The sequence below is a fragment of the Dyella sp. 01N448 genome, assembly GCF_056399225.1.
The window spans coordinates 29,974-55,737 of the sequence record NZ_JBFTQX010000010.1 but is presented as its reverse complement, the minus strand read 5'-3'; the positions used below and the strand labels follow the sequence as shown (position 1 = coordinate 55,737).

Genomic DNA, 25,764 nt, shown 5'->3' with positions numbered 1-25,764 from the left:
TAGTCCTTGTCACAGTCACCATGCGGGTCGGCGAGCCTTGAACGAACGGAATCTTCAGCCAGGAGAGGAACCCCTGGACGCCGATCTGGTGTTCGCCGCTAGCGGCTGCGCTTACGCGGCGCAACGCTCCCTGGAGCGCGAACTCTGGTGGGCGGGCTTGCCCGACCCGCAGGTGACTGGACCCAAGGAGAGTGCGGCCAAGGAAGGCCACCCTGGGCTGTCCGTATGGTGGCGTTCGTTGTGGGGACGCACCGACTGGCGTGGGCATCTGGGGCAACGCGTGCTGGCAGCGGCGAAATACGTGGCACGCGCGCTATCGATGCCGGTGTTGCACCAGTGGTACCTCGCGTTCCTGCAGTCGGACCCGCTGTTGCAGGCCTGCGTGGACCGCGATCCGCGGCTGCAGGAGCGACACCTGCATCGTTTCGTCAATCGTCAGTGGCATCGCGTGGATCGCGTGCTGGCCGTGCAGGCGCACTACCGGCTGTTGCTGCAGCGCTGGTCGGCGGAGCTGTTCGAGGCGGTGTACGTGGGCGGCCGCGCCACGCTTGGTTCCCTGCGACTCAAGGACGGCAGCGAACTGCGCCTGCATCTGTGCCCGAGTGTGCTCAAGTCATGCGAGGGCGAGCTCACCGTCGAGTTGACCGATGCGTACGACCGAACGCTCTATTGCCTGGTGATGACGCTGATCGATGACGACACGCTGGCCCTCGGCTGCATCCAGGGGCCCGCCGGCGTGGATGCGCGCGAGGTCGTGCGCGAGCTCACGCGCCAGATGCACGGCATGCGCCCCAAGCAGCTCTTGCTGGTACTGGCGTATGCATTCGCGGGCCAGTGCGGCCTGCGCCGGATCCTGGCGGTCGGCAACGTGGCGCACCCGCTGCAGGGACGCACGCGGATGTTTTCCGATTACGATGCCTATTGGCTGGAGCAGGGTGGTGTCGCCGTGCAGGGCGGTTGGTTCCTGCTGCCGGCCAGGTTGCACCACCGCACGGAAGTGGAGACGGAAAGCAAGCGCCGCGCCATGTTCAGGCGCCGCGCGGAGCTGCGCTGGGAAGCGGTCAAACTATTGAATGACGCATTGCGCCCGGTACCGTGGTGGCGCGATGCAACGGAGGCAGCGGCCGATCCGGCATCGTTGCCGCCGCTCCCCGACGTAACCAGGGCAGCCTAGTGGATAGACCCTCCAACACGCCTGCCAACGCGGGCGTGAACCTTGATCCGGCGTTCGCGATGCGCATCGCGGACCTGTTTCGCGATCACAACCGCGCGCTCGTGGCGTTCCTGCAGTGCCGCCTCAACTCGATGTCGGATGCCCAGGAAGTCGCGCAGGAGGCCTACGTGCGCCTGGTGACCATGGACCGGCCGGAGCAAGTGGATTCGCTGCGCGCCTACCTGTTTCGCATCGCCTCCAACCTGGCGGTGGATCGCCTGCGCGCGCGCCAGGTGCGCACCGATCATCCGCTGCTTGCACCGGACGAGGACCTGCACCTCGCACCGATTCCCGAGCGCCACGTGCACGCCGCGGGGCAATTGCAGCAGCTGTACAAGGCGTTGCGCGAGCTGCCGATCAAGACCGCGCGCGCCTTCGTCATGCACGTCATCGATGGCCGCGAGATCAGTGCGATCGCGCGGGCCATGAAAATCAGCGAGCGCATGGTGCGCTATCACGTCGCCAACGCCCTGGCTCATTGCCGGGCACGGGTGGACGAACCGGAGATGCCATGATGGCCAATACTTCCAAAGAACAAACCTTGCGCGTCGCCGCCGACTGGTGGGTACGACTGCGCGATCCCGCTGCCACGGACCGGACGACCGAGCAGTGGCTGGCCTGGGCCGAAGAAGACCTCGAGCACCTGGCGGCCTTCGAACGCGTGACCGAGCTGGCGGCACGGCTGCATGCGCTGGGCGAGGTCTCGCGCGAGCAACTGATCGCCGAATTTTCGCAAGCGCGTGTAGCTACGCGTCGCTGGTGGTTGCCGGCCGCCGCCGCGGCTGCGCTGGTGCTGGCGGTTGGCGGCTACGTCGGCTGGGGCGCCTGGCAGGGCGGCGCCACGCCCCAAACGTATGTCAGCGCCCTTGCCGCGCAACGCAAGGTCACGCTTGAAGACGGTACCCTCGTGACGCTGGGCGGCGCCACTCAGCTGAGCACGCGCTTCAGTCGCGGGCGCCGCCTGGTGGAGCTGGCCGAGGGCGAGGCCTATTTCGAGGTGGTGCACGACGCCGCGCGGCCCTTTGAGGTGCGCGCCGGCGATGTGACCATCGAGGACATCGGCACGGCGTTCAATGTTCGCCGCACGGGCAAGTACGTCACCGTCGCCATGGCAGAAGGGCGCGTACGTGTAGCTGACGCCACCGGTGGCGCCCACAACAGCCTGGAGGCCGTGGCCGGACAGTCGGTGATCTACGATCCCTCGCGTGCGGCCATGAACCTGATTGCCAGCGACCCGGCCAATGCCGCGGCCTGGCGCCAGGAGCGACTGGAATTCGACAACGAACCGCTGGCGGTCGTCGTGGCCAATATCAATCGCTATCGCGCGCAGCCGCTGCAGATCGCCGATGCCGATCTGAAAGCGCTGACGTTTACCGGCACGGTCAAGACCGACGCCATCGACGACTGGTTGAACGCGCTGCCCCAGGTGTTGCCGCTGCAGGTGAATGACAGCGGCGGCCAAACGGTGCTGTCCGATGCACGACGAAAACCGGCCCAACGATGACGCCGGCGTGCTGATCGGACAGCCTCTCGAAAGTCTGCGTTCACGCCGGTGACGTGAGCGCACAAGGGCCGCTGCGCGTGTCAAACTCGCGGTTTTCGCTTGCCATGAAGCGGGGACTATGAGGAAGCGTGCGAAGCTGCTGCTGTCGGGCGGCCTGTGGATGTTTGCGTGCCTGGCCGTGCCGGGCGCTTGCATCGCGCGCGCGTCAGTCATGTCTGATGCTGCGCCCATCGATTTCTCGATACCCGCGCAACCACTCGCCACCGCGCTGATCGCCTTTGGCAAGCAGGCCAATGTGCAGGTGCTCACGGCAGGTTGCACCATTGCGCGTTTTCGTTCGCTCGGCGCCACCGGCAACCTCAGCGCACCGGCGGCGCTTTCGAAGCTCCTTGAAGGCACGGGGCTTGTCTACGAGTTCACTGATCAGGGCACCGTGGTGGTGACCTTGCCCACGCCTGCGGGCAACACGGCATCGTCGAAACCGCGACAGGACGCCAAGCAGCTGACGCCGGTCGAGGCCAATGCCTTGCTCGGCCGCGACGTGGGCTTCAAGGCCTCGCTCACCAGCGTGGGTTCGCGCAACGACGCGGACTTGATCGACGTGCCGCAATCGGTGAGCGTGGTGACGCGCGAGCTGATGGATTCGCAGCAGTCGCTCACCGTGGAAGATGCCGTGCGCAACGTAGCGGGCGTGGCCTTCGTCGAAGGCTCCGACGGCCTGCCGTTGTTTCAGATCCGCGGCTTCTATACCGGCAACGGCCTCATCGACGGCATGCCCAACAGCAATGCCGGTTCCGGCGACTTTCCGCCCTTGATCGGCCTGGAACGCGTGGAAGTGATCAAGGGGCCGCAGTCCATCCTGGGCGATTCCACCGGCAACAGCTTTGGCGGCCTGGTCAACGTCACCACCAAGCAGCCGCAAAGCGAACCGGTGCACGAGGTCAGCTACACGCTGGGCCAGCAGGGCATGGTGCAGGCCGGCCTGGACATGACTGGGCCGCTCGGCCACGTGTCGGGGCTTACCTATCGGCTGGTCATGTCGGGCGATTACGCCGACCGCACGCCGCAGGGCTATCGCAATCGTCGCAGCGGCTATCTCGCGCCGTCGATCGGATGGACCAGCGGTGGCACGCAGCTGGTGGTGGGCGCGCAGCGCATCGTCAACCGGCTGCCGATACCCGACCATGTGGTGATGCTTGGCGACACACTGTCCAGCGCCACGCCGTTCGGCTTGCTCACTGGCAATGAGTACGACTACGCCAACTACCAGACCAACCGCCTCTACTACCTGCTCGACCAGCAACTGGGCAACGCCTGGACGTGGCGCAGCCGCGGGCAGTACGTCCAACAGCAGAACGACCTGCAGAGCTGGACGCTCTACAACCCCACGCCGATCGGCAACGTCTCACCGTATGCCGAAGCCTATCGCTACAACGACACCTACTACTCGCTGCAGAACGATTTCATTCGAGTGTTCGGCATGGGTCCGGTGACGCATACGGTGACACTCGGCATGGACTATTCGCGTTCGCGCGTCGGCCACACCGACGACTTCTGGCATTCGTACAACGACGGTGCCTACAACCTGTTCACTGACGCCGCGCTGCCACGTGTCTCCGCGGTCGTGCAGCCGGAAGACAATGTCCCGCTCTCGGGCACGCCGTGGTCGGTGGACAACGGGCTGTTCCTGCAGGATCAGCTGGCGCTGGGCGAACGCTGGGACATGCTGGTGGGGTTGCGCCGGTCCGCCTACGAAGTGTCGACCACCGATGCGCAAGGCAATCCGTGGACGCCCAAGCGGATCAAGTGGGTACCCAATGCCGGGATTGTCTACAAGCTGACCCCCGATGTCGCCGTCTATGGTTTCACCAGCAATGGCTTCCAGCCGTTGTCCTATCTCGGGGAAAACGGTCGCCCGCTGGTGCCGGCACTGTCACGCCAGCTGGAGACGGGCGCCAAGTTCAACCTGTTCCACGAGCAGGCATGGCTGACGGTGTCGCTGTACCGCATCATGCTCGACCACAGCTATCTGTTTCTCGAAGCCATGCCGAACGTCGCCAGCTTCGGGCCGGGACAGACCAATCGCGGCGTGGAAATCGAATTCTCCGGCCGCCTGGCGCCCGGTCTGGATATCAGCAGCAGCTACACCAACGCCCAGATCACCAACCACGACGGCACGCGGCCGACCGGTGCGCCACGCCAGCGCTTCAACCTGTGGGCCAGCTACTGGTTCCAGGGGGGCGGGCTGCAGGGTTGGGGCATCGCCGGTGGCGTACAGGCGCGTGGCCGATCGTTGGGGCAGAGCGTCGACTACACCACTTACTACGATTCGCCGGGTCAGGCGGAAGTCGACGCCAATGTGTCCTATCGCACCGATCGCTGGCGCATGACGCTGGGCGTCAAGAACCTGTTCGCACGCGACTTGTATTCGGCCGACTTCAACGAAACCTATGTGCCGCTGCGCACGCATCGCAGCGTGATGCTGTCGGGCACGTACGACTTCTGATCGTTGCCCACGAAAAACCCCGGGAGTCGCCTCCCGGGGTTTGGGGTTACATCGTGCGTAGCGACTTACTGCTGGGCGGCGGCCGGCGCGGCTGCCTCGGTCTTGCCGGCGTCGGTCTTGGTGGCGTCCGTCGCCGCAGCCTTGGCCTTGTGGCCGCTGTGCTTGGCAGCCTTGTGCGCAGTGTCGGTGGTCTTGCTGGCGGCCTGATCGGTAGCCTTGGCCGTGTCCTTCGCTGCCGCGCCGGCGGTGGTCGCGCTGGCTTCGGTCTTCGTCGCTGCAGCGGCGTCCTGGGCAAACGCGGGAACGGTCAGGACGGAGGCGGCGGTGACGAGGAGAGCGGCGAGCATGGTCTTGCGCATGAGGTAAACCTCCAGTGTGGGAATGCCAGCGAAGGCGTTGCTTCGTGGCTGGAATCGAAGCTAGACGCACATCGCCATACCGAAGCTGAACCGAACAGGCTCCCTTTAGCGCGCAGACAGATCGCTGAATCGCGGTTATGAAGCAGCGGAGAAAGCGTTTTCGTACCGCTTGAAAAGCGTGGAAAACAGCCGCCACGCTCATTTCGTTTGGACGTCCATTCAATCGGCGACGTTAGATTGCCGTTATTGATGGGCGCCCGCCGACTCGACCTCGCCCGCCCGATTGAGTGGCGTCTCTTCGATCAAACCTGCCGTCTGCGCTTCCGCCTTGGGCCAGAGCGCGTCGAGCTTGCCCTTCATGCGCAGCAGGGCGACGTTGGCCATATCGTCGTCTTCCTGGTGCTCGGCGTTGTCTTCGGCTTCCGGCGGTGCGCCAGGTGCGTGCGTCAAGGCGGCCAGTTGCGGTGCGATCACCTGGGTCAGGGCAAAGTACGCATCGTCACGCACACCGGCCTGTTCAAGCAGACGGCCGGGCAGCATCCATGAGGCCAGCGCCTCGTGCTTTGGCGCCGCGGGATTGCGTGGATTGACCAGCAGCCAGGTGCCGGCCTGGCTGAGCATGTCCTTGCCGTCGACAAACCCGGTGGTGTTGTAGGTATCGGTCAGCGCGGGCAGATGGTCGCCATAGAACAGCAGCAGGGTGGGACGCTCGCGCTGCGCGAGCAGGTCCGCCAGTCGGCCCAGCTCCTGATCGGCATGTCGCATGTGGTAGAGGTAAGTCTGCAGCTCGAGCTTGTTCTGGCCGGTGACGCCTTCGGGCACGGCGATCGCGTCGCGCTCGGCGGCGTGCGCCGGGGGCACGTCATAGGGGCCGTGCGCTTCGATGCTGATGGCAAACAGGAACTGGGGCGGCCCCGCATTCTTGAGCTGCGCCATGATTTCATCAGTCATCGCGCTGTCGGCCATGTACTGCCCGTCCATCGCGGCATGGGTGGGGAAGGACGAGCGTGACACGAAGCGGTCGAAACCGAGCGCCTGGAACGCGGTGTTGCGATTCCAGAAGCGCGGGTCGTTGCCATGCACCGCGATGGTCTCGTAGCCGTGCGAACGCAGCACGCGCACCATGCTCGGCACCACCTTGTGATTCATCTGCAGATACGGGAACTGCATGTCGTCGAAGTAGCGCAACGACAAACCCGTCAGCACTTCGAACTCGGTGCGAATGGTGCCCCCGCCAAAAGTGGGCACGTGCAGCGGGCCGCTCTCGCCCTGTGCAGCAAGGCGGTGAAGATTCGGCGTGAGGTCGGCGTGCTCGAATCCCTTCAGGATCGACGGATCGAAGAACGACTCGCTTTGCACCACGACGATGTCCGGTTCCTCGCCGTTGTTGCGTATCGGCGCCTGCAGATAGGCGCGCAGAGCAAGATCGGAGCGCTCGATCAGCTGCAGCGCGGCCGCCGGGTCAGGCTTCTTGCGCGCATGGCCCTGATGCAGGTGAAACATCATCAGCGAGCTGACCAGGCCCGAATGCTCCGCGGTGGCCGTGGCGGACCACGGTTCCATCCACAGATGGTGACCCCCATAGAGCTTCATCCAGCCGGGCAGGCCCGCGAACAGCGTGCCTATCAGCAGCAGCAAAGCCACACCCGATACCAGACGCTTGCCGCGCGTGCGGCGAGCGAACATGGGCGGTTCGATCCGCCATGCGACGACGATGACGGCCATGGCAGCCAGCAGTGCCAGATACGGCCAGGGACTGGTCGGCAGATAGCTGCCGAGCAACTTCAGGCCGCCGCGTCGCAGCTGGCCCAGCATGCGGAAGTCGGCGGGCATCAATGGCGTATTGAGGTTGCTCACCTTCAGCGCATTGATCGCGTAGAGCACCGTCTGCAGCAGGAAGGCGAGGCCGAACGACAGACATGCCCGGCGGCTCAACACCAGCAGCAACGACGCCAGCAGCAGGCCGGGCAGGGCGTTGGCGACCAGGAACAGAGGTTGGCTGAGCGCCTGCATCGGGCCAACGCCGATGCCGCCGTCGACCACACCAGTCAACAGCGTGAAAACCATGGCCAGCGCGAACACCAACGCAAGCCGGGCGGGCAGGGAGCGCGCACGCAGCGCGGCTGGAGTCGTTGAGGTGGTCATGGCACCCTGTGGGTTGGCTGTCATGGCTCGGAAACGGGAATGTAATGTCCTGGATCTGAACCAGTTGTTGGTGGAGCAGGCGTGTGTCCGTAACTGCCTCTATGGCAACGCCCGATGCGTCGTCGGCGTGCACGCGGTCTGTAAACAGTGCGGTATCCGGTCATGCGCCGGTCATACTGCGGAACCCTGGCTTGAGTGCGCGCGCAGCAAGGCGCAGGACTCTGCGGCAGAATGATCGGATGACTGTGATCCATAGGCCCACCGAATCCCCGGCGCTGCGCGCGCTGATCGACGATCGCTACCGCGACCTGATCGCGCGATGCCGCCAGATGGGCGTGCCCTTGCACGACGACGCCGGCGTGGCCGAGCGCATTCGACGCACCTTGCTCGCCAGCGACTTCGCCTTCGATACCTGGCTGCGCCAACCGCAGCTGCTTGCGCCGCAAGGACTCGAGCGCCTGCGCTCGGGCAGCGATGCCAGCGCACGCATCGATGCGCTGAAGCTCGCCGAGGACGAGGCAGCGTGCCTGACGCAGTTGCGGCGCTTTCGTCACGCCGAGGCGCTGCGTCTGGTGTTTCGCGATGTCAACGGCCTCGATGAGTTGCCCGAGACCCTGTCCGCCACCAGCGTGCTCTACGAAGTCCTGCTGGCCTCCTCGCTGCAGTGGTCCGAACGCGCGCTGGCCGCGCGTTATGGCCATAGCCGCAGCCACGACGGCGAACTGCAGCGCATGGTGGTGGTGGGCTTTGGCAAGCTCGGTGGCAGCGAGCTGAATTTTTCCTCCGACATCGACCTGGTGCTGGCCTATCCGCACAGCGGGCAGAGCGATGGCGCGCGTACGCTCGACAACAGCGAGTACTTCGTGCGCCTGGCGCGCCAGCTGGTGCGCCTGCTCAACGAACCTACCGTCGATGGCATCTGCGCGCGCGTGGACTTGCGCCTGCGTCCATTCGGCAATGCCGGCCGGCTGGCTTTGCCGTTCTCGGCGATGGAGCAGTACTACCAGAGCGAAGGTCGCGACTGGGAGCGCTATGCGTGGATCAAGGCGCGTCCCGTGGCGGGCGATCGCCATGCGGGCAAGGAGCTGCAGGATTTGCTGCGTCCCTTTGTCTATCGCAAATATCTCGACTACACCGCCTTCGCGGGCCTGCGCGAGATGAAGTCGCTGATCGACGCCGAAGTGGCGCGCAAGGATCTGGCGGACAATCTCAAGCTCGGCCCTGGCGGCATCCGCGAAATCGAATTCATCGTGCAGCTGGTGCAGTTGATACGAGGCGGGCGCGAACCCAGCCTGCGCGTGCGCGGGCTGTTGCCTGCGCTCACCGCCTGCGAAGCGCGTGGCCATATCAGCGCCGCGCGTGCGCGCGAATTGCGCGAGGCCTATGTGTTCCTGCGTCGCGTGGAAAATCGCGTGCAGATGTTGCGCGATGCGCAGACGCACGATATTCCGGCAGACGCTCTCAGTCGTGAGCGCATCGCGCTGGGCCTTGGCCTTGGCAGCTGGGAGGAGCTGGAAGAACAGCTGGCCGCCCATCGCGCCAAGGTCAGCGAGGAGTTCGCCGAAGTGCTGATGCCGCAGGGAGGGCGAACGGCAGCCGCGCCGGTGGCTGATGTGGCCTTGTGGCAGCAGGCGTGCGCTGAATCACTGAATGCCGGCGTGATGGAAGCGTCCGGCTTCACGCCAGGCGGTGAGGCGGCGGAGGCTTTGCTGAAACTCAGTCAGGCCGCTTCCGTGCGCGCCATGTCGCAGCGTTCGCGCGAGCAGCTCGACCGCCTGATGCCGCAGCTGCTGGCCGTGGCACGCAACAGCGTGGCGCCCGTCGCCTGCCTGCTTCGCCTGTGCCGGCTGGTGCAGTCGGTGGCGCGACGTTCGTCCTATCTCGCCCTGCTCGAAGAGCAGCCCGCGGCGCGACTGCGCTTGGCGCGATTATTTGCGGAAAACGCCTTCCTCGCCGAACGCGTGATCGCGCAGCCCTTGCTGTTGGACGACGTGCTCGATCCGCGCATCGATCAGTTGCCGCTCAAGCGCGCCGACATCAGCGCAGAAATCACCCGCGTGCTGGCGACGCTGGACGAGCGCGAGGCGGAAGCGGAGCTCGAGCGCCTCAACGAGTTCAAGGCGAGCGTGGCGTTCCGTCTCGGCCTGGCTTTCAGCGACGGACGCGCCGATGCCGTCGCCACAGCGCGGCGCCTGGCGGTACTGGCCGAATCCATCGTCTTGGCCGTCACCGCGCTGGCCGAGCGCGAACTCGCTGCACAGCACGGCCGTCTACCGGGCGACGGCATCGGTTTTGCGGTGCTCGGCTACGGCAGCCTGGGTGGCGAGGAGCTGGGGTTCGCCTCCGACCTGGACCTGGTGTTTGTCTACGACAGCAAGCGCGCGCACGCGATGAGCGATGGTGCGCGTCCGCTGGAAGGCTCGCGCTGGTATCAGCGCCTCGCCCAGCGCGTGATGAATTGGCTGACCGTGCTCACCCGTGCGGGGCGCCTGTATGAAGTGGATACGCGGCTGCGGCCCGACGGCTCCAAAGGCTTGCTGGTGAGCAGCCTCGATGCATTTGAGGCCTACCAGAAGAGCCGCGCATGGACCTGGGAGCATCAGGCGCTGCTGCGCGCCCGCCCTATCGCGGGCGACGCAGGGCTGCACGCCGATCTCGCCACCGTTCGCCGCGACGTGCTGGCGGTGCCGCGCGAGCGCGCCCCGGTGCTGCAGGAAGTCAGCAGCATGCGCCAGCGCTGGCGGGCGGAGCGCGATCGCTCCGATGCGCAGCTGTTTGATCTCAAGCAGGGTCATGGCGGTCTGCTGGATATCGAGTTCGCACTTCAAGGCCTGGTGCTGGCGCACGCGTCAGAACGTTCCGCCCTGCTCAATATCACCGCCAACGCCGGCTTGATCGAAGCCTGCCGGAACGCCGGCCTGCTGGACGGGCGGCAGGCCGGCATATTCGCCGAAGCGCACGCCGAACTGCTGCATCGCGCACTGGCCTGTACGCTCGACCTGCGCTCGCGCATCGCACCGCGTGACGGCGAACTCGACCGCCTCAGCAGCAGTGTGCAGGAGGTGACGACGGAGCTGGGCTTGTGCTTCTGATGCAGCTCACGCCGCCTGGTTTTGCCGGCGCACGATGAGCTCGCGCAGCGTTGCGGCAATCGTGCCGGTGATGCGCAGCGGCGGCACCGGCGGTGTATTGCTGGCATCGAGCGAATGCAGCAGTCCCGCGTCGCGCAAGGCGTGATGGAAACGCTCGAGTTTGTCGGGCAGTGAGCCGAGCACAAAGGTGTGCACCGGGCAGCCCACGGCGCAGGCTTCGGACAGCATATTGACCGAGTCCGGCGTGACGACCAGGCGATCGGCCCAGCCCAGCACGCCGGGATAGGGATTGCCGCCGTCATCATTGCCAGCCCACACCAGCCCTGGCACGTCGCCCAGGCCCTGGCGCATGCGCTCCACCAGGTCCGCCGGTGTGCGTCGCGAGGCGAGCACCATCAGGCTGCCGCCGTCCTGGCGACGCCGCGCATGCAGGCCGCTGATCAACTGGTCGATATAAGCCTCGTTGAAGGTCACGCCCTTGCGCGGGCCGCCCAGCAAGACGCCTATCCGCGGGCGCGGCAATGCCGCAAAGGCAGGATCGGCCTCGCGGCCATCCTGCAGCCAGGCCTCGTCCACCGGATTGAGCGAGCCGAGCGGGCGGATCACGTTGCGGCCGGTCAGCCGATCGTGCTGAGGCGCGATTACCGTGTCCCAGTGTGCCGGATTGACCCGCGGATCAAGAATCTGCACGGTGTAGCAGGCGCCGCCGCTGAGCGAGCGCAGCAGGCGGGTATAGAGCGCGGCGGATCGGCCGCAACCGATCGCCACGGCCGGCCACGGTGGGGCGAACTGCTGGCGCTGGGTGGGGTCGAGCGCCAGCCGGGCGCCAAGCGTGAGATGAGGCGCCAGCCACGACCAGGGTGCGGCGGGCGCAAGCTGCAGGTGCCGCACAGGCATCTCCAGCAGCTCGGCCAGCGCCAGCGCCTGGCGCTGGTTGCCGGCCGCGCCATCGGTGATGACCCAGCAGTCGCCGCGCGGCTTCAGCATAGTCCTGGCCGCCGCATTGTTTCCCTGGACGGTACAGTTCGTTCCATTGGCCTGGGTCCTGTTTGCCTGCGACCCCGCTTACACTTGAGGTCGTTGCGCCGATGCCGGCGCGCCATGTCCACAGGATACCCATGAGCGAGAAGCTTTCCGAGGCGACCTTCGACCAATTGTTTCGCACGGCGCGCACGTATAACGCGTGGCTGCCGAAAGAAGTAACGGACGCGCAGCTTCACGCGATCTACGAGCTGGCCAAGTTCGGCCCCACCAGCGCCAACTCCTCGCCGATGCGTGTGGTCTTCGTGAAATCCAGGGAGGCCAAGGACAAGCTGGCGCCGTTCCTCTCCGATGGCAATCGCGCCAAGACCCTGGCCGCGCCGGTCACCGCCATCGTCGGTACCGACCACGAGTTCTACGAAAAGCTGCCCCATCTGTTTCCGCATGCCGATGCGCGCAGCTGGTTCGCCGGCAACCAGCCGCTGATCGATATCACCGCCTTCCGCAATGGTTCGCTGCAGGGCGCTTACCTGATGCTCGCCGCGCGCGCGGTCGGCCTCGATTGCGGCCCCATGTCCGGCTTCGACAATGCCGGCGTGGACAACGCCTTCTTTGCGGGCACCACGGTGAAGTCCAACTTCCTGGTCAACATCGGCTACGGCGATGCCAGCCGCGACCTGTTCCCGCGCAGCCCGCGCCTCTCGTTCGAAGAAGCTTGCCAGATCGCCTGACGCCTTCATCGGCCTCGATCCAGCAACCCCCAACCCAATGGAGATTCAACCCATGCGTGCACTTCGTTACCTCGTTCTTGCCGGCCTGATCAGCGCTGCCGTGTCCGTCCAGGCCGCTCCGGTCACCTACAAGATGGACCCGGGCCACACCATGGTCCTGTTCAGCTGGAACCACTTCGGCTTCTCCAACCCCACCGCCAACCTCGGCCTTGGCAACGGCACCATCGTGTTCGACGACAAGGACGCCGCCAAGTCGTCCGTCGACGTCACCCTGCCGCTGGCCAACCTCGACACGCACGTGAGCGCGCTCGACGAGCACCTGAAGAAGCCGGATTTCTTCGACGCCGACAAGTACCCGACCGTCACCTTCAAGAGCACCAAGGTGCAGGCCGCTGGCGGCAACAAGTACAAGGTCACGGGTGACCTGACCGTGCACGGCGTGACCAAGCCGGTGACGCTGGACGCCACGCTCAACAAGAGCGGCGAGCATCCGATGCTGAAGACGGCGACGGTGGGCTTCGACGCCACCGCCACGCTGAAGCGTTCCGACTTCGGCGTGGGCGCCTACGTGCCGAACGTCAGCGACGAGATCAAGATCCACATCACCACCGAGGCTTCGGTGCCGAAGGCCGACGCCGCCAAGTAAGCCCAACGCTGGGCATGAGCAGGCCTGCGCTCACGGCGCGGGCCTGTTCTTTTTGGGCTCAACGATTGCTGACGCCTTCGTCTTTCAGTGACGTCAGCTTGTCCAGGTCCATGTCGTTCACGGCCTGCTTCAGGTCATCCATGCTGGCGCCGCTGCCGCTCGCCTTGACCGAGAAACGGTTGGCGACGATCACGCCAAATTCGCCCGTCTTGGTCTGCGAATTCCACGCTTCGTGCATCAGCCGCTCGTGCTCGGTATAGGTCTTTTCGTAACCGTGGTCGGTCTGCTGTTCGGTGGAGTGCGCCACTGCGCTGGCCATCGCCATCATGCCCCGCATATTGCCGGTGTCGGCCAGCTCGATCTTGATGTTGCGATCCTTGCCGTCGCTGTAAGTGGCATAGGCAGTGGATATCTGCATGCCTACCGCGCCGGAGCGTTGCGCGTTGAAGTCACTGCGCTTCATGCCATCGAGCTCCTCGGGCAGGAAGCCACGCAAGGTTTCCGGTGATAGCGACACCGCCACGGTCTTGCCTGCCATGCTGTCTGGATCGACAGTCACCGTGGTTCGATCGCTGCTGGTCGCGTGGATGCCGGCCATCGACGCGCCGGTGAGCGCCGCCGTGCCGATGATGCCGGCCATGATCAAGCCCACGATCCAGCTCAGTACAATCCCGATGATCACGATGACGGCCGTGTACCCGCCGGCGCGCTCGGGTGGGCAGCGCATGGTGTGCGGCAGTCCGAGATAGAGCAGATAAATGCCGTAGATCACGCCGGCAATCGCCACCAGCCAACCGAGCCACGGAATGATCACGGCGATGCCGGCGATCCATCCTGCGGTCCAGGCATAGGCCACCGTCTTGAGCGCCTGCACGGGGTCCTTGCTGCCGCCAAAACTCGGCGCGAACGCATTGACGATGAGGGCGACTAGGTAGACCACCACCAGGGTCAGCAGGTAATGCAGGATCAGGCCGAGCAAGCCCAGGCCCAGCGGCGTGTGCACATGCATGCCCCAGCCGCCGTGACCGAACAGGCTGCCGCGAATGAAGTAGGCGATCACCGGTAGCGCGGCGACGATGCAGATGTAGTTGCGGAACAGGCCGCCGACGGTGGCGGGCTCGGCAGCGATCACCGGCCACTCGGTCTGTGGCGAACTGAGGATGGCCTTGATGCGACTGAAGATCTTTCCGAAGTCCATGACGGCTCCTGCTTCAGGATGTGCCTGTTCCCGCCATCCACCGACCGCTGGATCGCGGGCCGTTCGTTCCCCGTACGCGAGGGCATTCTCGGCCGCCGGGGAGGCCCCCGACATTGGTCGCCCGCACTATGCCCTAGGTCGCAGTCCGCTGCCCGCCGCGTCGCGATGTGGGGTTGGCCTGCTAACATGGTGGGTCTGGTGTCCTGATGGAGTTTGACCCCATGTCGCGTTCCCCTGCGGCTGCCCCGCTGATCCCGGCGAATGCCGAAAATCGTTACGAAGTGACGCGCTCGGACCTTCCGCTGTCCTGTCCGATGCCCGGCATGGCGCTGTGGAACTCCCATCCGAAGGTCTATTTGCCGATCGTGGAGGACGGTGGTGAATCCACATGTCCTTATTGCGGCGCGCATTACGTGCTTCGCGACTGATTTCGACCTCGAAAGTTACAACTGAAACCATATCGGCCGCGCATTTCGGCACGATTGCTGCTTGCCTCTAGGAATGAAGGCACCTTTCGAACAAATCATGTCAGCAATCGCTACACCAGCGCGGTCTCTGACCGTGGTCCAGCTGATCCCTGCCCTGCAATCGGGCGGGGCAGAGCGGTCTGCGCTGGAGATTGCCCGTGCCCTGGTGCAGGCCGGCCATCAGTCCATCGTGATTTCCGCCGGTGGCCGCATGGTGTCGCAGCTGGAAGCCGAAGGCAGCCGTCACATCACGCTGGATATCGGCCGCAAGTCGCTGGGCACCTTCATGAAGGTGGGCGCGCTGCGCAAGCTGCTGCGCGAGCTCAAGCCCGACATCGTGCACGCACGCTCGCGCCTGCCGGCCTGGCTGGGCTGGTGGGCCATCAAGGGCATGAAGCCGGCGCCGCATTTCGTGACCACCGTGCACGGCCTCAATTCGCCCGGCCGCTACAGCGCCATCCTGCTGCGTGGCGAGCGCGTCATTGCGGTATCGCAGACCCTGCGCGATTTCATGCTCAGCCATTACCCCTGGCTGGAACCGGCTCGCGTGCGGGTGATCCCGCGCGGCATCGATCCGGACGCCTTTCCCTACGGGCATCGACCGGACGACAACTGGGTCAAGGCGTTTTTCGCCGAGTTTCCGGCGCTTGCCGGCGGCCCGCTGCTGACCCTGCCGGGTCGCGGCACGCGCCTGAAGGGACACCATGACGCCATCGAACTGGTGGCTGAGCTCAAGCGCCGCGGCATCGATGTGCGCCTGTTGCTGCTGGGCGTGATCGAGCCTGGTCGCGAGGCCTACGTCGAGGAGCTGCGCCATCTCGTGCGCACGCGCGGGCTCGAAGCGCAGGTGGTGATGACGCCGCCGCGTTCCGATGTGCGTGACATCTACGCCGTCTCCTCGCTGGTGCTGCAGTTGTCGAACAAGCCCGAATCGTTCGGCCGCACGGTGATCGAGGCGCTGTCGCTGTGCCGCCCGGTGCTGGGCTATGCGCACGGTGGCGTGGGCGAGTTGCTGGCCGAGCTGTATCCGGCAGGCCGCGTGCCGCCCGCCGATCGCGAGCGCCTGGTGGAACGTGCTGCCGAGCTGCTGCGCGTGGCGCCGCCCATCCCGATGCTGCAGAACTACCGCCTCACCGACATGCAGCAGGCCACCCTGGCCTTGTACGACGAGCTCACTGCGGCCTGACGCAGCGTCGAGCGTCGCCCGTACGGTGACTCACCTACAATGCGCGGGTCACCCTTATTGATCCACGCATGAGCCCTATTGCTGCATTCCTGAAGGCCGCCCTGCGTTCCCCCTTGCTGCCGTTCTGGCTGGTGATCGCCCTGCTGCCGTTCGGGCGCAGCGCCGAGCTGGGGACCTTCCTTTGTCTGATCGGCGTGGTGTTGCTGTTCGTACGCCATCCGTCCGCCTTGCGCGAGCACGCCGGTGCACGGCTGTTGCTGTGGCTGCTGGCGGCTTATGTGGGCGCCGCGCTGATCTCCTCGGTGGACTCGCTGGCGCCTGGCAAGAGCTGGGGCACGGTGGCGTCACTGCTGCGCTACGCCCCGTTGGGCTTGTACGCCTGCTTTGCCATCCGTCGCGAAGACAAGCTCGACGCGCTTTACCTGGCCACGGCTGCGGTCGTGGCGTTCTGGGCGCTTGATGCCTGGGTGCAGGCCCTGACCGGCTGGAGCCTGGGTGGGCACGCCGAGCCCGAGCGCATTTCCGGCATCTTTGGCGCCGCCAATCTGAAACTCGGCCCGTCGCTGTCGGTGCTGTCGCCATTCGTGCTGTGGGCGGCGCTGCGGCGCTTTGGCCTCAAAGGGCTGCTGATCGCCTTCGTGCTGCTGCTGGGGCCGGTGCTGATGTCGGGATCGCGAGCGTCGTGGGTTTGCTACGCCGTGGTGGCACTGGGCTTTGCGTGGCGGGTGTCGGGCTCGCCCCTGCGATTCGTGGCTGCCGCCGGTGCCTTGGCCGCGGTGATCCTGCTCGCCGGCGGCGTCGCCTGGAAAACCTCCGAGCGCTTCCAGCTGCGCATGGATCGCACGCTGCAGGTGCTGCAAGGTTCGGACAAATCGCTCGATTGGGCGCTGAGCGGTCGCCTGGATATCTGGCGCACCAGCGTGGCGATGTTCGAGGGGCACCCGATCAACGGCGTCGGCGTGCGCGCGTACCGCTATGCGTATCCCGCGTATGCGCCAGCCAATGATCGTTTTGTCGTCACCGCCGACGGCTGTGGCGTTGGCGAAGGCGCCTGCCATGCCCATCAATGGCTGCTCGAGGTACTCACGGAAACCGGCGCGCTCGGCATGGCCTGCTGGCTGGCGGCGATCGGATGGGCGGTGATCGTGTGGCGCAGGGTGGGCGCCGCGGCACGTACGCGCGCCTTCCCGGCCACGCTCGCCCTGGGCACGATGCTGTTCCCGCTCAATACGCATCTGGCCTTCTATTCGGCCTGGTGGGGTTTGTTGTTCGCATGGCTGCTGGGCCTGTGGTGTGCGGCGCTCTACGTGCATCCATCGTCGCAGGGAGCTGCCGCATGACGCGCGAGCCGCTGTCGGTAGTCGTGATCACCTTCAACAACGCGGACACGCTCGACGCGTGCTTGAGTCGCGTCGACTGGGCCGACGAAATCGTCGTGCTCGATTCGGGTTCGACCGACGACACCGTCAACATTGCACGCCAACACGGCGCGCGTGTCGCTGTGCATCCGTTCGACGACTACGGCCCGCAGAAGCAGCGCGCCTATGACATGGCCAGCCACGACTGGATCTTGAACCTCGATGCGGACGAGATCCTCTCACCTGGCACGCGCGAGGAAATCGAACGTGCCTTGCAGCATCCCCGGCACGCCGGCTTTCGGCTGCCGCGGCGCGAACGGATGTTCTGGACCGTGCAGCATCGCTGGAGCTGGCGCAACGGCCACCTGCGCTTGTTCGATCGTCGTCGCGGCGGCATGAACGATGTCGAAGTGCACGCGGCGGTGGAAGTGCGCGGCCCGGTGAAAACGCTGCGACGTGCGGACTTCGTCAATGACGGCGATGGCGATATCGCCACGCGCGTGGAAAAGATCAATCGTTACACCACCGGCATGGTGGCCTACAAGCTGCGCACGCGGCAGCGCTTTACCGGCCTGCGCATGGTGTTCTATCCACCGGTGTTCTTCCTGCGGCAGTACATCGGCAAGCGCTACTTCCTCAACGGCTGGGCTGGTTTCATCGCCAGCGTCACTGGTGCGTTCTACGCCTTCCTCAAGTACGCGAAGTTGCATGAGGCGAGGGAGCAGGCATCGCGCAAATCGCGCGGCGAAGAACATTAGTCGCGCGACGCGAGCCTTTTGATGCGTTGGCCTGCCGGAAAAATTCAGCGCGGATTTAGCTAGCTGTACGAGCTGGCGCAAACTCTTGCATGCCGAAATTACTTGCATGCAAAGCCCGTTTTAGCAGTGCCACCATCGCGCCGTGAATCGTGCGTCAATTCCAGGATTTAGACGAACGAAATTGCGCGCACGGGGTCATGCTCGGCGTCGTGCTGATACAACGCGCGAGTACGCTGCAACGTGATGATTCTGATGGCGTGCATGAAGTCGTCACGATCTGGCGCACGTTTTCGCGTCGCGCTCGTTGTGGCGTCGCCGATCGCCTTCCACACTCGCCTGGTTTTCGTGGGGTGTCATCGCGAGCAGATTTTGTTGGCTCTCTCTCGCGCCGTTCTAGGGTGACTTTTACTGCAATGGCATCGCGTCGCCAACACGGTGACGCGACGGGCGACTTCGTCTTACGCACAGCGCGAATCTCAAAGGAGGTCATGCGGGGGAAAGCTGTGGCTGATCGAAAACGGGGGGCTTGTTCTCAATGGATCGCATCAGGGAGACATTGCATGAAACACGAGCACCTGAACCTGCTGGGGGTCATGACCCTGGTCCTCGCAGGCTTGCCGATGGTGGCATCGGCACAATCGAACACTGCGCAAAACGCAGCATTGGCTGGCATCAACACGGCCGAAGCGCCCAGGGTGACGCAGACGGTCGATAGCCGCGCGACATCGACTCTACAGCGCAGTCATCTGAGCCTGGTCGACCGTTCCACGCCGACCAAGGCGATGGACGATGCGGCCGCCATGAATCACATGAACCTGATCCTGCAGCGCAGCGCCAAGCGGCAGGCTGCGCTGGATGCACTGATTTCCGCCCAGCACGACCCGAGCTCGTCGAAGTTCCGCCAGTGGGTGACGCCCGATCAGTTCGGGCAGACCTTCGGCGTATCCGACGCCGATATTGCAGCAACGACCGCGTGGCTGAAATCGCAGGGCTTCACGGTCAACGGCGTCTATCCGAACAAGATGCAGATCGACTTCAGTGGCAACGCAGGGCAGGTGAAGCGCGCGTTCCACACGCAGATGAACCAGTACACCATCAACCAGGCAGCGCACGTGGCCAATGCCAGCGACATCAGCATTCCACAGGCTCTGCAAAGCGTGGTGGCGGGCGTGGCCGGCCTCAATGACATCCATCCCCAGGCACAGCACACGGCGCCGAAGCTGGGCCAGTTCGATGCGAGCTCGCAGCGCTTCAAGGTGCAGCAAGCGAAAACCGCAGCCGCTGGCATGACGCCACAGGCGGTCAACTTCACCAATGGCTCGCGCGGCCTGGTGCCGTACGACATGGCGAAGATCTATGGCACCGACAAGCTCTATGCGAGCGGCCTGACCGGTACGGGCATCACCATTGCGCTGGTCGAGGACAGCTCGATGGTGCCCGATGACTGGACCAACTTTGTCAGCCAGTTCGGGCTGACCAGTTACGGCGGCACGTTCCAGCAAATCCAGCCACAGGCGACCGGCTTCACCAACTGCATCGACCCGACCATCAACTTCCCCGGCGAAGACGACTTCGAGGCCTTGCTCGATGCCGAATGGTCGACCGCGATGGCACCTGGCGCCAACATCTGGCTGGCCAGCTGTGACGATTCCAACGCCACCAACTTCTTCGGCGGCGTGGTCACGGCGGCGACCAACCTGATCAATGGCAGCAACCGTCCCAACATCATCAGCGCCAGCTATGGATACGGCGAAGGCTTCGTCGATGCACCGAGCAAAGCGGCCATCGACCAGATGTGGGCGCAGGCAGATGCGGAAGGCATTTCCGTGTTCGTATCGAGCGGCGATTCGGGCTCCAATCCGAGCTTCAACGGCTTCTTCATCAATGGCGCGGGCATCGATGCCAATGCGTTTGGCACGTCGCCGAACGACACCGTGGTCGGCGGCACGGATACGGCCGACATCCTCGACGGCAGCACGAAGAAGTATTTCAGCTCGACCTTCAACGCGCAGTACGGCTCGGCACTGTCGTATGTGCCGGAGATTCCGTGGAACGAATCCTGCGGCAATGAAGTGGCAGCCAAGTCGCTGGGCTATGCGACGTCGCTGGCGTTCTGCAAGGCCTATCTGCAGTTCGATCCCTACGGCTACTACATCACTTCCGAATCGGGCAGCGGTGGTCCGTCGTCGGTGAATGCCAAGCCGGCATGGCAGCGTCTGGTCTACAACACTGCCAAGGACCAGTCGCGCGACGTGCCCGACGTGGCGTTGTTCGGTGGTTCGTACGGTGGTTCGACCTGGGTGATCGTGTGCTCTTACTACTATCCCTGCACACCGGGATTCACCGGTAGCACGGCGCTGATCGGTGGCACGTCGCTGTCGTCGCCGATGTTCGCCGGCATCCAGGCGCTGATCGATCAAGGGCTGGCAGCCAAGGGCTTGTCGCCTAACCAGGGCAATGCCGCACCGACGCTCTACACGCTGGCCGCCGATGAATACGGTGGTCCGAAAGGCGCCCCGCCGGCCACGCTGGCGACCTGCAATTCGGACAATGGCGCCAAGGGCACCGGCAAATGCGTGTTCCACAATGTCACGCGCGGCAGCATCGCCACGCAGTGCGTGCAGCAGCTGCCGGATGTGGTGACACCCGACTGCTACTACTACGGCACGCTGCCGAACTCCTACCTCGGTGCGATCCAGGTAGGCCTCACCTCGAGCAACGCCAACAAGTACAACGCCAATACGGAAGCGTTTGCGGCGCAGGCGGGCTGGAGTTTTGCGTCGGGCCTGGGTTCGGTCGACGCCAATAATTTGCTGAAGGCGTGGAAGGCCTTCGTCAATGTGAAGTAAGGGGAGTCCCTCGACATCCCCGGCGTTGCGCCGGGGATGTTGTTGTCAGGCTGCCTGCGACAGCGGCAGCGGCTGGTCGCGCAGCGCCGCCAGTAAGCGGGCACACGCTTCGCGACGCAGCATTTCGCGGCGACGGAAGGCGGAGCGATGCTTGCTCTCGACCTGCAGTTCGCTGCGCTCGGGCTCGCTGGTCGGCAAGGCGAAAAAACCATCGGGTTGCAGCACGCCCTGGCACTCTTCCCAGAAGCCGTCGTAGTCGGCCTTGATCTTGTCCGCTTCGCCCGCGAACGGATGCGCCAGGTTGCTGACGCCGCGGATCTGCGTGGCGCCGGCAAACGAACCAAAGGCGAGCAGCAGCGAATGCAGCAGGTTTTTCGGCCGCAATCCGTAGCACTGCTTGGTCAGTTCGCGCACGGCCTCGCGCCCCAATTCGGCGGCGGCGCCCTGCAGGCAGCCGATCAACAGCGTGCGGCCCCGGTCGGCGATGCTGAAGATGGCCGACGACAACACCTGGCCCTGCGTATTGCTAAGGCATAGCGCCAGCTCGCCTTCGCGGCTGCGACCGGTCGGTCGGCGCAATTCCAGCTGCAGCTCGCTGCCGTCCTTCAGGGCGAGCGTTCCCCATCGATGGTGGCCATGCAGATAAACCGCATCCACCATCGCCGCAGGCAGTTGACCAAACACAAAGCGATAGTGCTGGCTGACAATCGACATGCGCTCGGCACGCCCGATCCGACGATTGATGTAGTGATGGTGCCAACGCTCATGCAGGCGCGGATCGTGCGCCAGGATCGACGTGAGCCGTGGCGACCCGTACAGCTCGGCCAGCCACGCCGACTGGCGACGCGCCATGCGCACACTGCGGGCAATGTATTTCAGGCCGGCGGCGAGGCGCTTTGAGGGCGAGCCACTCCAATCGCGGCGTTGGCGCAGCGAGCGCAAAAACAGCCGGAATGTCATGTTGGGTGGGCGGATCGTGGGGATGGTCGGCCGTCTTTTTACCCGCACTGACTGTCATTTATCTGTCAGCGAACAGGACGGCTTCGTGCAAGGCTTAGTAGACCGACGGGCTGCCTTCCGGCCGCGTCTTGAAGCGCTTGTGTACCCACAGGTATTGCTCGGGCGCGGCGCGCACCATGTCTTCGATGCACACATTGACGCGCGCGGTGTCATCGAGCACATCCTTGCTCGGCAAGCCCTCGAGCGGAGCGCCCAGCTTCAGCGCATAGCCCGCGTTGCCGGGCAGGCGGCGGTGATAGAACGGAATCACCACGGCGCCGGACATGCGGGCCAGATGATGGGTCGCCGTGATGGTGGCGGCCGGCACGCCGAAGAACGGCACGAACACATTGTCCTTGCTGCGCATGTCCTGGTCGGGCGCATACCAGAGCGTGCCGCCGTTGCGCAGATGCTTGACGGTGCCGCGGATATCGTCTTTCTCGAACATCGCCTCGGCGTAATCGAGTCGTGCGCGCAGCACGACCCACTCGAACACTGCTGAATCCATGCGGCGATACATGCCGGAAATGCGGATGCGCTGCGAGACCAGCCGCGCGCACAGCTCCAGATGCGAGAAATGGCCGCCCACCAGCAACACGCCCTTGCCCTGCGCACGCGCCGCTTCGAGATGCTCCAGGCCTTCGATGGTCACCGGTACGTTGGCGATCGCGCGCTCGCTGCCCATCCAGCCCAGCGCGAACTCGGCCATCATCAGGCCGATATCGCGCAGATGCGCATCGACCAGCCTGGCTTGCTCTTGCTGGGACAGTTCGGGAAAGCACAGCGCGATATTCACCTCCGCCACGTGTCGCCGCGGCGAGGGTACGCGCTGCACCAGCCAGCCTAGTGCGCGACCAAAGGCCATCAGCCAGGGGCGTGGCAGGCGGGCGATCAGCCAGATCACGCCGGCACCCAGCCAGGCGGGCCAGTGCGTGGGCGAGAGCAGGGAGCGGGTGAAGCTGGGACGAGGCATGCCGGGCATCGCCCGCATTGTAGGGAACAAGCCAAAACGAGGCGAGCCGCGGCGTGGGGCAGGGCCCGTGCGTCCGAGCCGATATACTGGCGCACCGCGATCGAAAGGCTCTCCGTTGCGCTACATCTACACCCTCGCCATGTACCTGGTGACGCCGCTGATCGTGTTGCGGCTGATGGCGCGTGGCGTGCGCTACGGCGACTACCACAAGCGCTGGCGCGAACGCTTCGGCTTCTTCGAGGCCTCGGGCGTGACCGGCAGCCTGTGGGTGCACGCCGTGTCGGTGGGCGAGGTCAACGCGGCCGAGCCGCTGATCAAGGCCTTGCAGACGGACTATCCGAACGCGCCGCTGGTGGTGACCACGGTGACGCCCACCGGCTCCGAACGGGTGCGCCAGCTGTTCGGCGACAGCGTGTTCCACGTCTATCTGCCCTACGACCTGCCGTTCTCGGTATCGCGCTTCCTCAAGCGCGTGCGACCGCGCCTGGCGATCATCGTGGAAACCGAGATCTGGCCGAATCTCTACCTGGCCTGCCGGCGTCGCAGCATCCCGCTGATGATCGTCAACGCGCGCCTGTCCGAGCGCTCGCTGCGCGGCTATAAGCCACTGGGCAACCTTGTGGCGCAGGCCATGCGTTGCGTGTATCAGATCGCCGCCCAGTCGCGTACCGATGCCTCGCGTTATCGCGCGCTGGGCGCCGACCCGGACAAGATCGTGGTCACCGGCAATATGAAGTTCGACATGCCGGTGCCCTACGACGCTGAGCGCAAGGGTGAGGAGCTGCGCCAGCAGTGGGGCCATCTGCGTCCCGTCTGGATCGCGGGCAGCACGCACGAAGGCGAAGAACTGCCGGTGCTCGAAGCCCACCTGGAAGTGCTCACGCGCTGGCCCGACGCCTTGTTGCTGATCGCACCCCGACACCCCGAACGCTTCAAGCTGGTGGAAAACTCCGCGCGCAGCCTGGGTTTCACGGTGGGTACGCGCAGCGCCGACCGCGTGCCGTCGGCGGCTCATCAGGTCTTCGTGATCGATGCGATGGGCGAGCTGATGCCGTTCTACGCTGCCTCCGATCTGGCTTTCGTGGGCGGCAGCCTGGTGCCGATCGGCGGCCACAATGTGCTGGAACCCGCCGCACTTTCCACGCCGGTGCTGGTTGGCCCGAACACCTTCAATTTCGAAGAAATCACCCTCACCCTCATCCGCGAGGGCGGTGCGTCGCGCGTGAACAGCGCCGAGGAACTGGGTCCGGTGGTGCTGCAGCTGTTGCGCGATCCGCCGCAGCGCCAACGCATGGGCGACGCGGCGCGCATCGTGTTCGACAGCGAGCGCGGCGCCGTCAAGCGCGTGATGGGCATGATCGACGACCTGCTGCAGGAATAGACGTCCAGACGTCTGCAGGGCCAAGACGCAACAAGGCCGGGACTTGCCCGGCCTTGTCGGTTGCAGCTTATGCGATGCGCGTTACTGCAGCATCGAATTGACCATTTCCACGTCTTTCACGTCGATCGAGCCTGCCGACTGCTTGAGCTGCAGCTGGTCGAGCACCAGCTGGTGGCGCGACTGCGAGTAGCTGCTCTCGGCCTGGGTCAGGGTCTGAATCGCATTGAGCACGTTCAGCATGGTCTGCGTACCCACGTCGAAGCCGGCGCGGGTGGCTTCCAGTGCCTTCTGGCCGGAGTCGACCGAGGCCTTGTTCGCCTCCACCTGGCTGATGCCGGCGGCGACCGAGCGATAGAAGTTCAGCGTGTCGCGGACTACCTGGCGACGCGTCGACTCCAGCGAGTCCTGGGCTTCGTCGCGCTGGTAGATCGACTGACGAACGCGGGACTGCGTGGCGCCGCCGGAGAAGATCGGAATATTCATCGAGATGCCGACCGTGGTGCCATAGGCGCCATTGCCGGGCACGTTGTAGTTGCCGTGCTCGAGCCAGGTGGTGTCCTTGCCGCGCGACACCGAGGCGTTGATCGTCGGCAAGTGGCCGGCGCGAGCCGCGTCGATGTCGTGCTCGGCCGCCTGCACGGTGTACTGGCTGGCATGGATGCTGGCGTTGGACTGCAATGCAGCCTGCACCCAGGCGTTCGGGTCTGCCGGGTTCGGCGGCGTCAGCGGCAGATCCTCGCGCAGCTTCTTGAGCTCGCCCACCGGCTTGCCGGTGATCTGGGTGAGCGCTTCCTTGGCGTCGTTGAGGGTGTTCTGCGCGGCCACAGTCTGGGCCTTGGCCAGTTCGTATTCCGACTTGGCCTGGTAGACGTCGGTGATGGCCGACAGGCCCACCTTGAAGCGCTGATCGGCCTGGTCGTAGGCCTGCTTGAAGGAGTCCTCGCTGGCCTTGGCGAATATCAGCGCATCCTGGCTGGTCAATACGCCGAAGTAGGCCGTGGTGACACGGACATACAGGTTCTGCGCCGCGGCGTCGTAGGTGGCGTCCTGAGAATGCGCGGCGGATCGCGCTGCCGCGAGGTTGGCCCATTGGCTGAGGTCGACAATCGTCTGGGTCAGCGTGGCCGAAAGATCACGCGTGCGCGAATGGCCGAAAGAGGAGCCGGTGACCGTGCCGTTGGCAAGGTTGTTGCCCGCCGACTGCTGTTGCAGCCCGTAACTGCCATTGAGCTGCGGCAGCATCAACGCACGCGCCTGATCAACGCCTTCACCGGTAGCAAGGCGCGTGGCTTCCGCCTGCGACAGCACCGGGTCATTGGCGCGGGCTTCTCGGTATGCATCCAGCAAGTCCTCGCTGTGGCCGGCCAGCGGCAATGCCGACAGGGCCAGGGCGAGGGTCAGAAGCTTCAAGCGCATGG

At 65.0% G+C, this 25,764-nt stretch carries 20 protein-coding genes; 13 read left to right on the top strand and 7 right to left on the bottom strand.

Annotated elements, in window-relative coordinates; genetic code table 11:
• Positions 1-37: 37 nt before the first annotated feature.
• From AC1DKY_RS16355 to AC1DKY_RS16340, 4 genes are all read left to right on the top strand, one after another.
• A complete protein-coding gene (locus tag AC1DKY_RS16355) occupies positions 38-1,174 on the top strand; it encodes a VirK/YbjX family protein (protein WP_441604810.1) in 1,137 nt (378 codons plus the stop codon).
• Positions 1,174-1,728, top strand: a complete 555-nt coding sequence (locus AC1DKY_RS16350; protein ID WP_441604809.1) for an RNA polymerase sigma factor — start codon at positions 1,174-1,176, stop codon at positions 1,726-1,728. Before AC1DKY_RS16355 ends, AC1DKY_RS16350 begins: the two co-directional genes overlap by 1 nt.
• Positions 1,725-2,717 carry a FecR family protein gene (locus AC1DKY_RS16345; protein WP_441604808.1) on the top strand — a complete coding sequence of 331 codons (993 nt, stop codon included), beginning with the start codon at positions 1,725-1,727 and terminating at the stop codon, positions 2,715-2,717. The genes AC1DKY_RS16350 and AC1DKY_RS16345 overlap by 4 nt, the downstream gene beginning before the upstream one ends.
• 118 nt (positions 2,718-2,835) lie before the next feature.
• Positions 2,836-5,223: a TonB-dependent siderophore receptor gene (locus tag AC1DKY_RS16340; RefSeq protein ID WP_441604807.1), complete on the top strand. Its 2,388-nt coding sequence runs from the start codon at positions 2,836-2,838 to the stop codon at positions 5,221-5,223.
• Between the two features lie 65 nt (positions 5,224-5,288).
• Here the strand turns inward: AC1DKY_RS16340 and AC1DKY_RS16335 are convergent, their stop codons facing one another.
• Together AC1DKY_RS16335 and AC1DKY_RS16330 are read right to left on the bottom strand one after the other, a co-directional pair.
• Positions 5,289-5,582: a hypothetical protein gene (locus AC1DKY_RS16335; protein ID WP_441604806.1), complete on the bottom strand. Its 294-nt coding sequence runs from the start codon at positions 5,580-5,582 to the stop codon at positions 5,289-5,291.
• Between the two features lie 243 nt (positions 5,583-5,825).
• Positions 5,826-7,727 (bottom strand): LTA synthase family protein, encoded by a 1,902-nt coding sequence (locus AC1DKY_RS16330; protein ID WP_441604805.1) that lies wholly within the window; start codon positions 7,725-7,727, stop codon positions 5,826-5,828.
• A 239-nt stretch (positions 7,728-7,966) separates the two neighbouring features.
• Between AC1DKY_RS16330 and glnE the strand changes: the two genes are divergently transcribed.
• Complete coding sequence (gene glnE / locus AC1DKY_RS16325; RefSeq protein ID WP_441604804.1) at positions 7,967-10,819, top strand: bifunctional [glutamate--ammonia ligase]-adenylyl-L-tyrosine phosphorylase/[glutamate--ammonia-ligase] adenylyltransferase; 2,853 nt, start codon at positions 7,967-7,969, stop codon at positions 10,817-10,819.
• A gap of 6 nt (positions 10,820-10,825) precedes the next feature.
• Here glnE and AC1DKY_RS16320 read toward each other — a convergent pair whose 3' ends face one another.
• A complete protein-coding gene (locus AC1DKY_RS16320) occupies positions 10,826-11,806 on the bottom strand; it encodes a mitochondrial fission ELM1 family protein (RefSeq protein WP_441604803.1) in 981 nt (326 codons plus the stop codon).
• Positions 11,807-11,937: 131 nt separating this feature from the next.
• Here AC1DKY_RS16320 and AC1DKY_RS16315 point away from each other — a divergent pair, with 131 nt between their 5' ends.
• Entirely contained in the window at positions 11,938-12,531 is a 594-nt protein-coding gene (locus AC1DKY_RS16315) for a malonic semialdehyde reductase (protein ID WP_441604802.1), read from the top strand.
• Positions 12,532-12,583: 52 nt separating this feature from the next.
• Complete coding sequence (locus tag AC1DKY_RS16310) at positions 12,584-13,177, top strand: YceI family protein (RefSeq protein WP_441604801.1); 594 nt, start codon at positions 12,584-12,586, stop codon at positions 13,175-13,177.
• Positions 13,178-13,235: 58 nt separating this feature from the next.
• On the opposite strand, the gene AC1DKY_RS16305 is transcribed toward AC1DKY_RS16310, so the two are convergent.
• Entirely contained in the window at positions 13,236-14,375 is a 1,140-nt protein-coding gene (locus AC1DKY_RS16305; RefSeq protein ID WP_441604800.1) for a Yip1 family protein, read from the bottom strand.
• Between the two features lie 221 nt (positions 14,376-14,596).
• Here AC1DKY_RS16305 and AC1DKY_RS16300 point away from each other — a divergent pair, with 221 nt between their 5' ends.
• From AC1DKY_RS16300 to AC1DKY_RS16280, 5 genes are all read left to right on the top strand, one after another.
• A complete protein-coding gene (locus AC1DKY_RS16300; RefSeq protein WP_046970205.1) occupies positions 14,597-14,803 on the top strand; it encodes a zinc-finger domain-containing protein in 207 nt (68 codons plus the stop codon).
• Positions 14,804-14,900: 97 nt separating this feature from the next.
• Positions 14,901-16,028, top strand: coding sequence for a glycosyltransferase (locus AC1DKY_RS16295; RefSeq protein ID WP_441604799.1), 1,128 nt, complete (start codon positions 14,901-14,903; stop codon positions 16,026-16,028).
• A 68-nt stretch (positions 16,029-16,096) separates the two neighbouring features.
• Positions 16,097-17,368 (top strand): O-antigen ligase family protein, encoded by a 1,272-nt coding sequence (locus AC1DKY_RS16290; protein ID WP_441604798.1) that lies wholly within the window; start codon positions 16,097-16,099, stop codon positions 17,366-17,368.
• Positions 17,365-18,144 carry a glycosyltransferase family 2 protein gene (locus tag AC1DKY_RS16285; protein ID WP_441604797.1) on the top strand — a complete coding sequence of 260 codons (780 nt, stop codon included), beginning with the start codon at positions 17,365-17,367 and terminating at the stop codon, positions 18,142-18,144. The genes AC1DKY_RS16290 and AC1DKY_RS16285 overlap by 4 nt, the downstream gene beginning before the upstream one ends.
• 560 nt (positions 18,145-18,704) lie before the next feature.
• On the top strand, positions 18,705-20,993 hold the full coding sequence (locus tag AC1DKY_RS16280; RefSeq protein ID WP_441604796.1) for a S53 family peptidase: 2,289 nt from the start codon (positions 18,705-18,707) through the stop codon (positions 20,991-20,993).
• Between the two features lie 45 nt (positions 20,994-21,038).
• Here the strand turns inward: AC1DKY_RS16280 and AC1DKY_RS16275 are convergent, their stop codons facing one another.
• Entirely contained in the window at positions 21,039-21,953 is a 915-nt protein-coding gene (locus AC1DKY_RS16275) for a VirK/YbjX family protein (RefSeq protein ID WP_441604795.1), read from the bottom strand.
• A gap of 94 nt (positions 21,954-22,047) precedes the next feature.
• Positions 22,048-22,965, bottom strand: a complete 918-nt coding sequence (lpxL, locus tag AC1DKY_RS16270) for an LpxL/LpxP family Kdo(2)-lipid IV(A) lauroyl/palmitoleoyl acyltransferase (RefSeq protein WP_441604794.1) — start codon at positions 22,963-22,965, stop codon at positions 22,048-22,050.
• A 115-nt stretch (positions 22,966-23,080) separates the two neighbouring features.
• Here lpxL and waaA point away from each other — a divergent pair, with 115 nt between their 5' ends.
• Positions 23,081-24,346 (top strand): lipid IV(A) 3-deoxy-D-manno-octulosonic acid transferase, encoded by a 1,266-nt coding sequence (gene waaA / locus AC1DKY_RS16265; protein WP_441604793.1) that lies wholly within the window; start codon positions 23,081-23,083, stop codon positions 24,344-24,346.
• Between the two features lie 81 nt (positions 24,347-24,427).
• Here waaA and AC1DKY_RS16260 read toward each other — a convergent pair whose 3' ends face one another.
• Positions 24,428-25,762: a TolC family outer membrane protein gene (locus tag AC1DKY_RS16260; RefSeq protein WP_441604792.1), complete on the bottom strand. Its 1,335-nt coding sequence runs from the start codon at positions 25,760-25,762 to the stop codon at positions 24,428-24,430.
• Positions 25,763-25,764 lie beyond the last annotated feature (2 nt).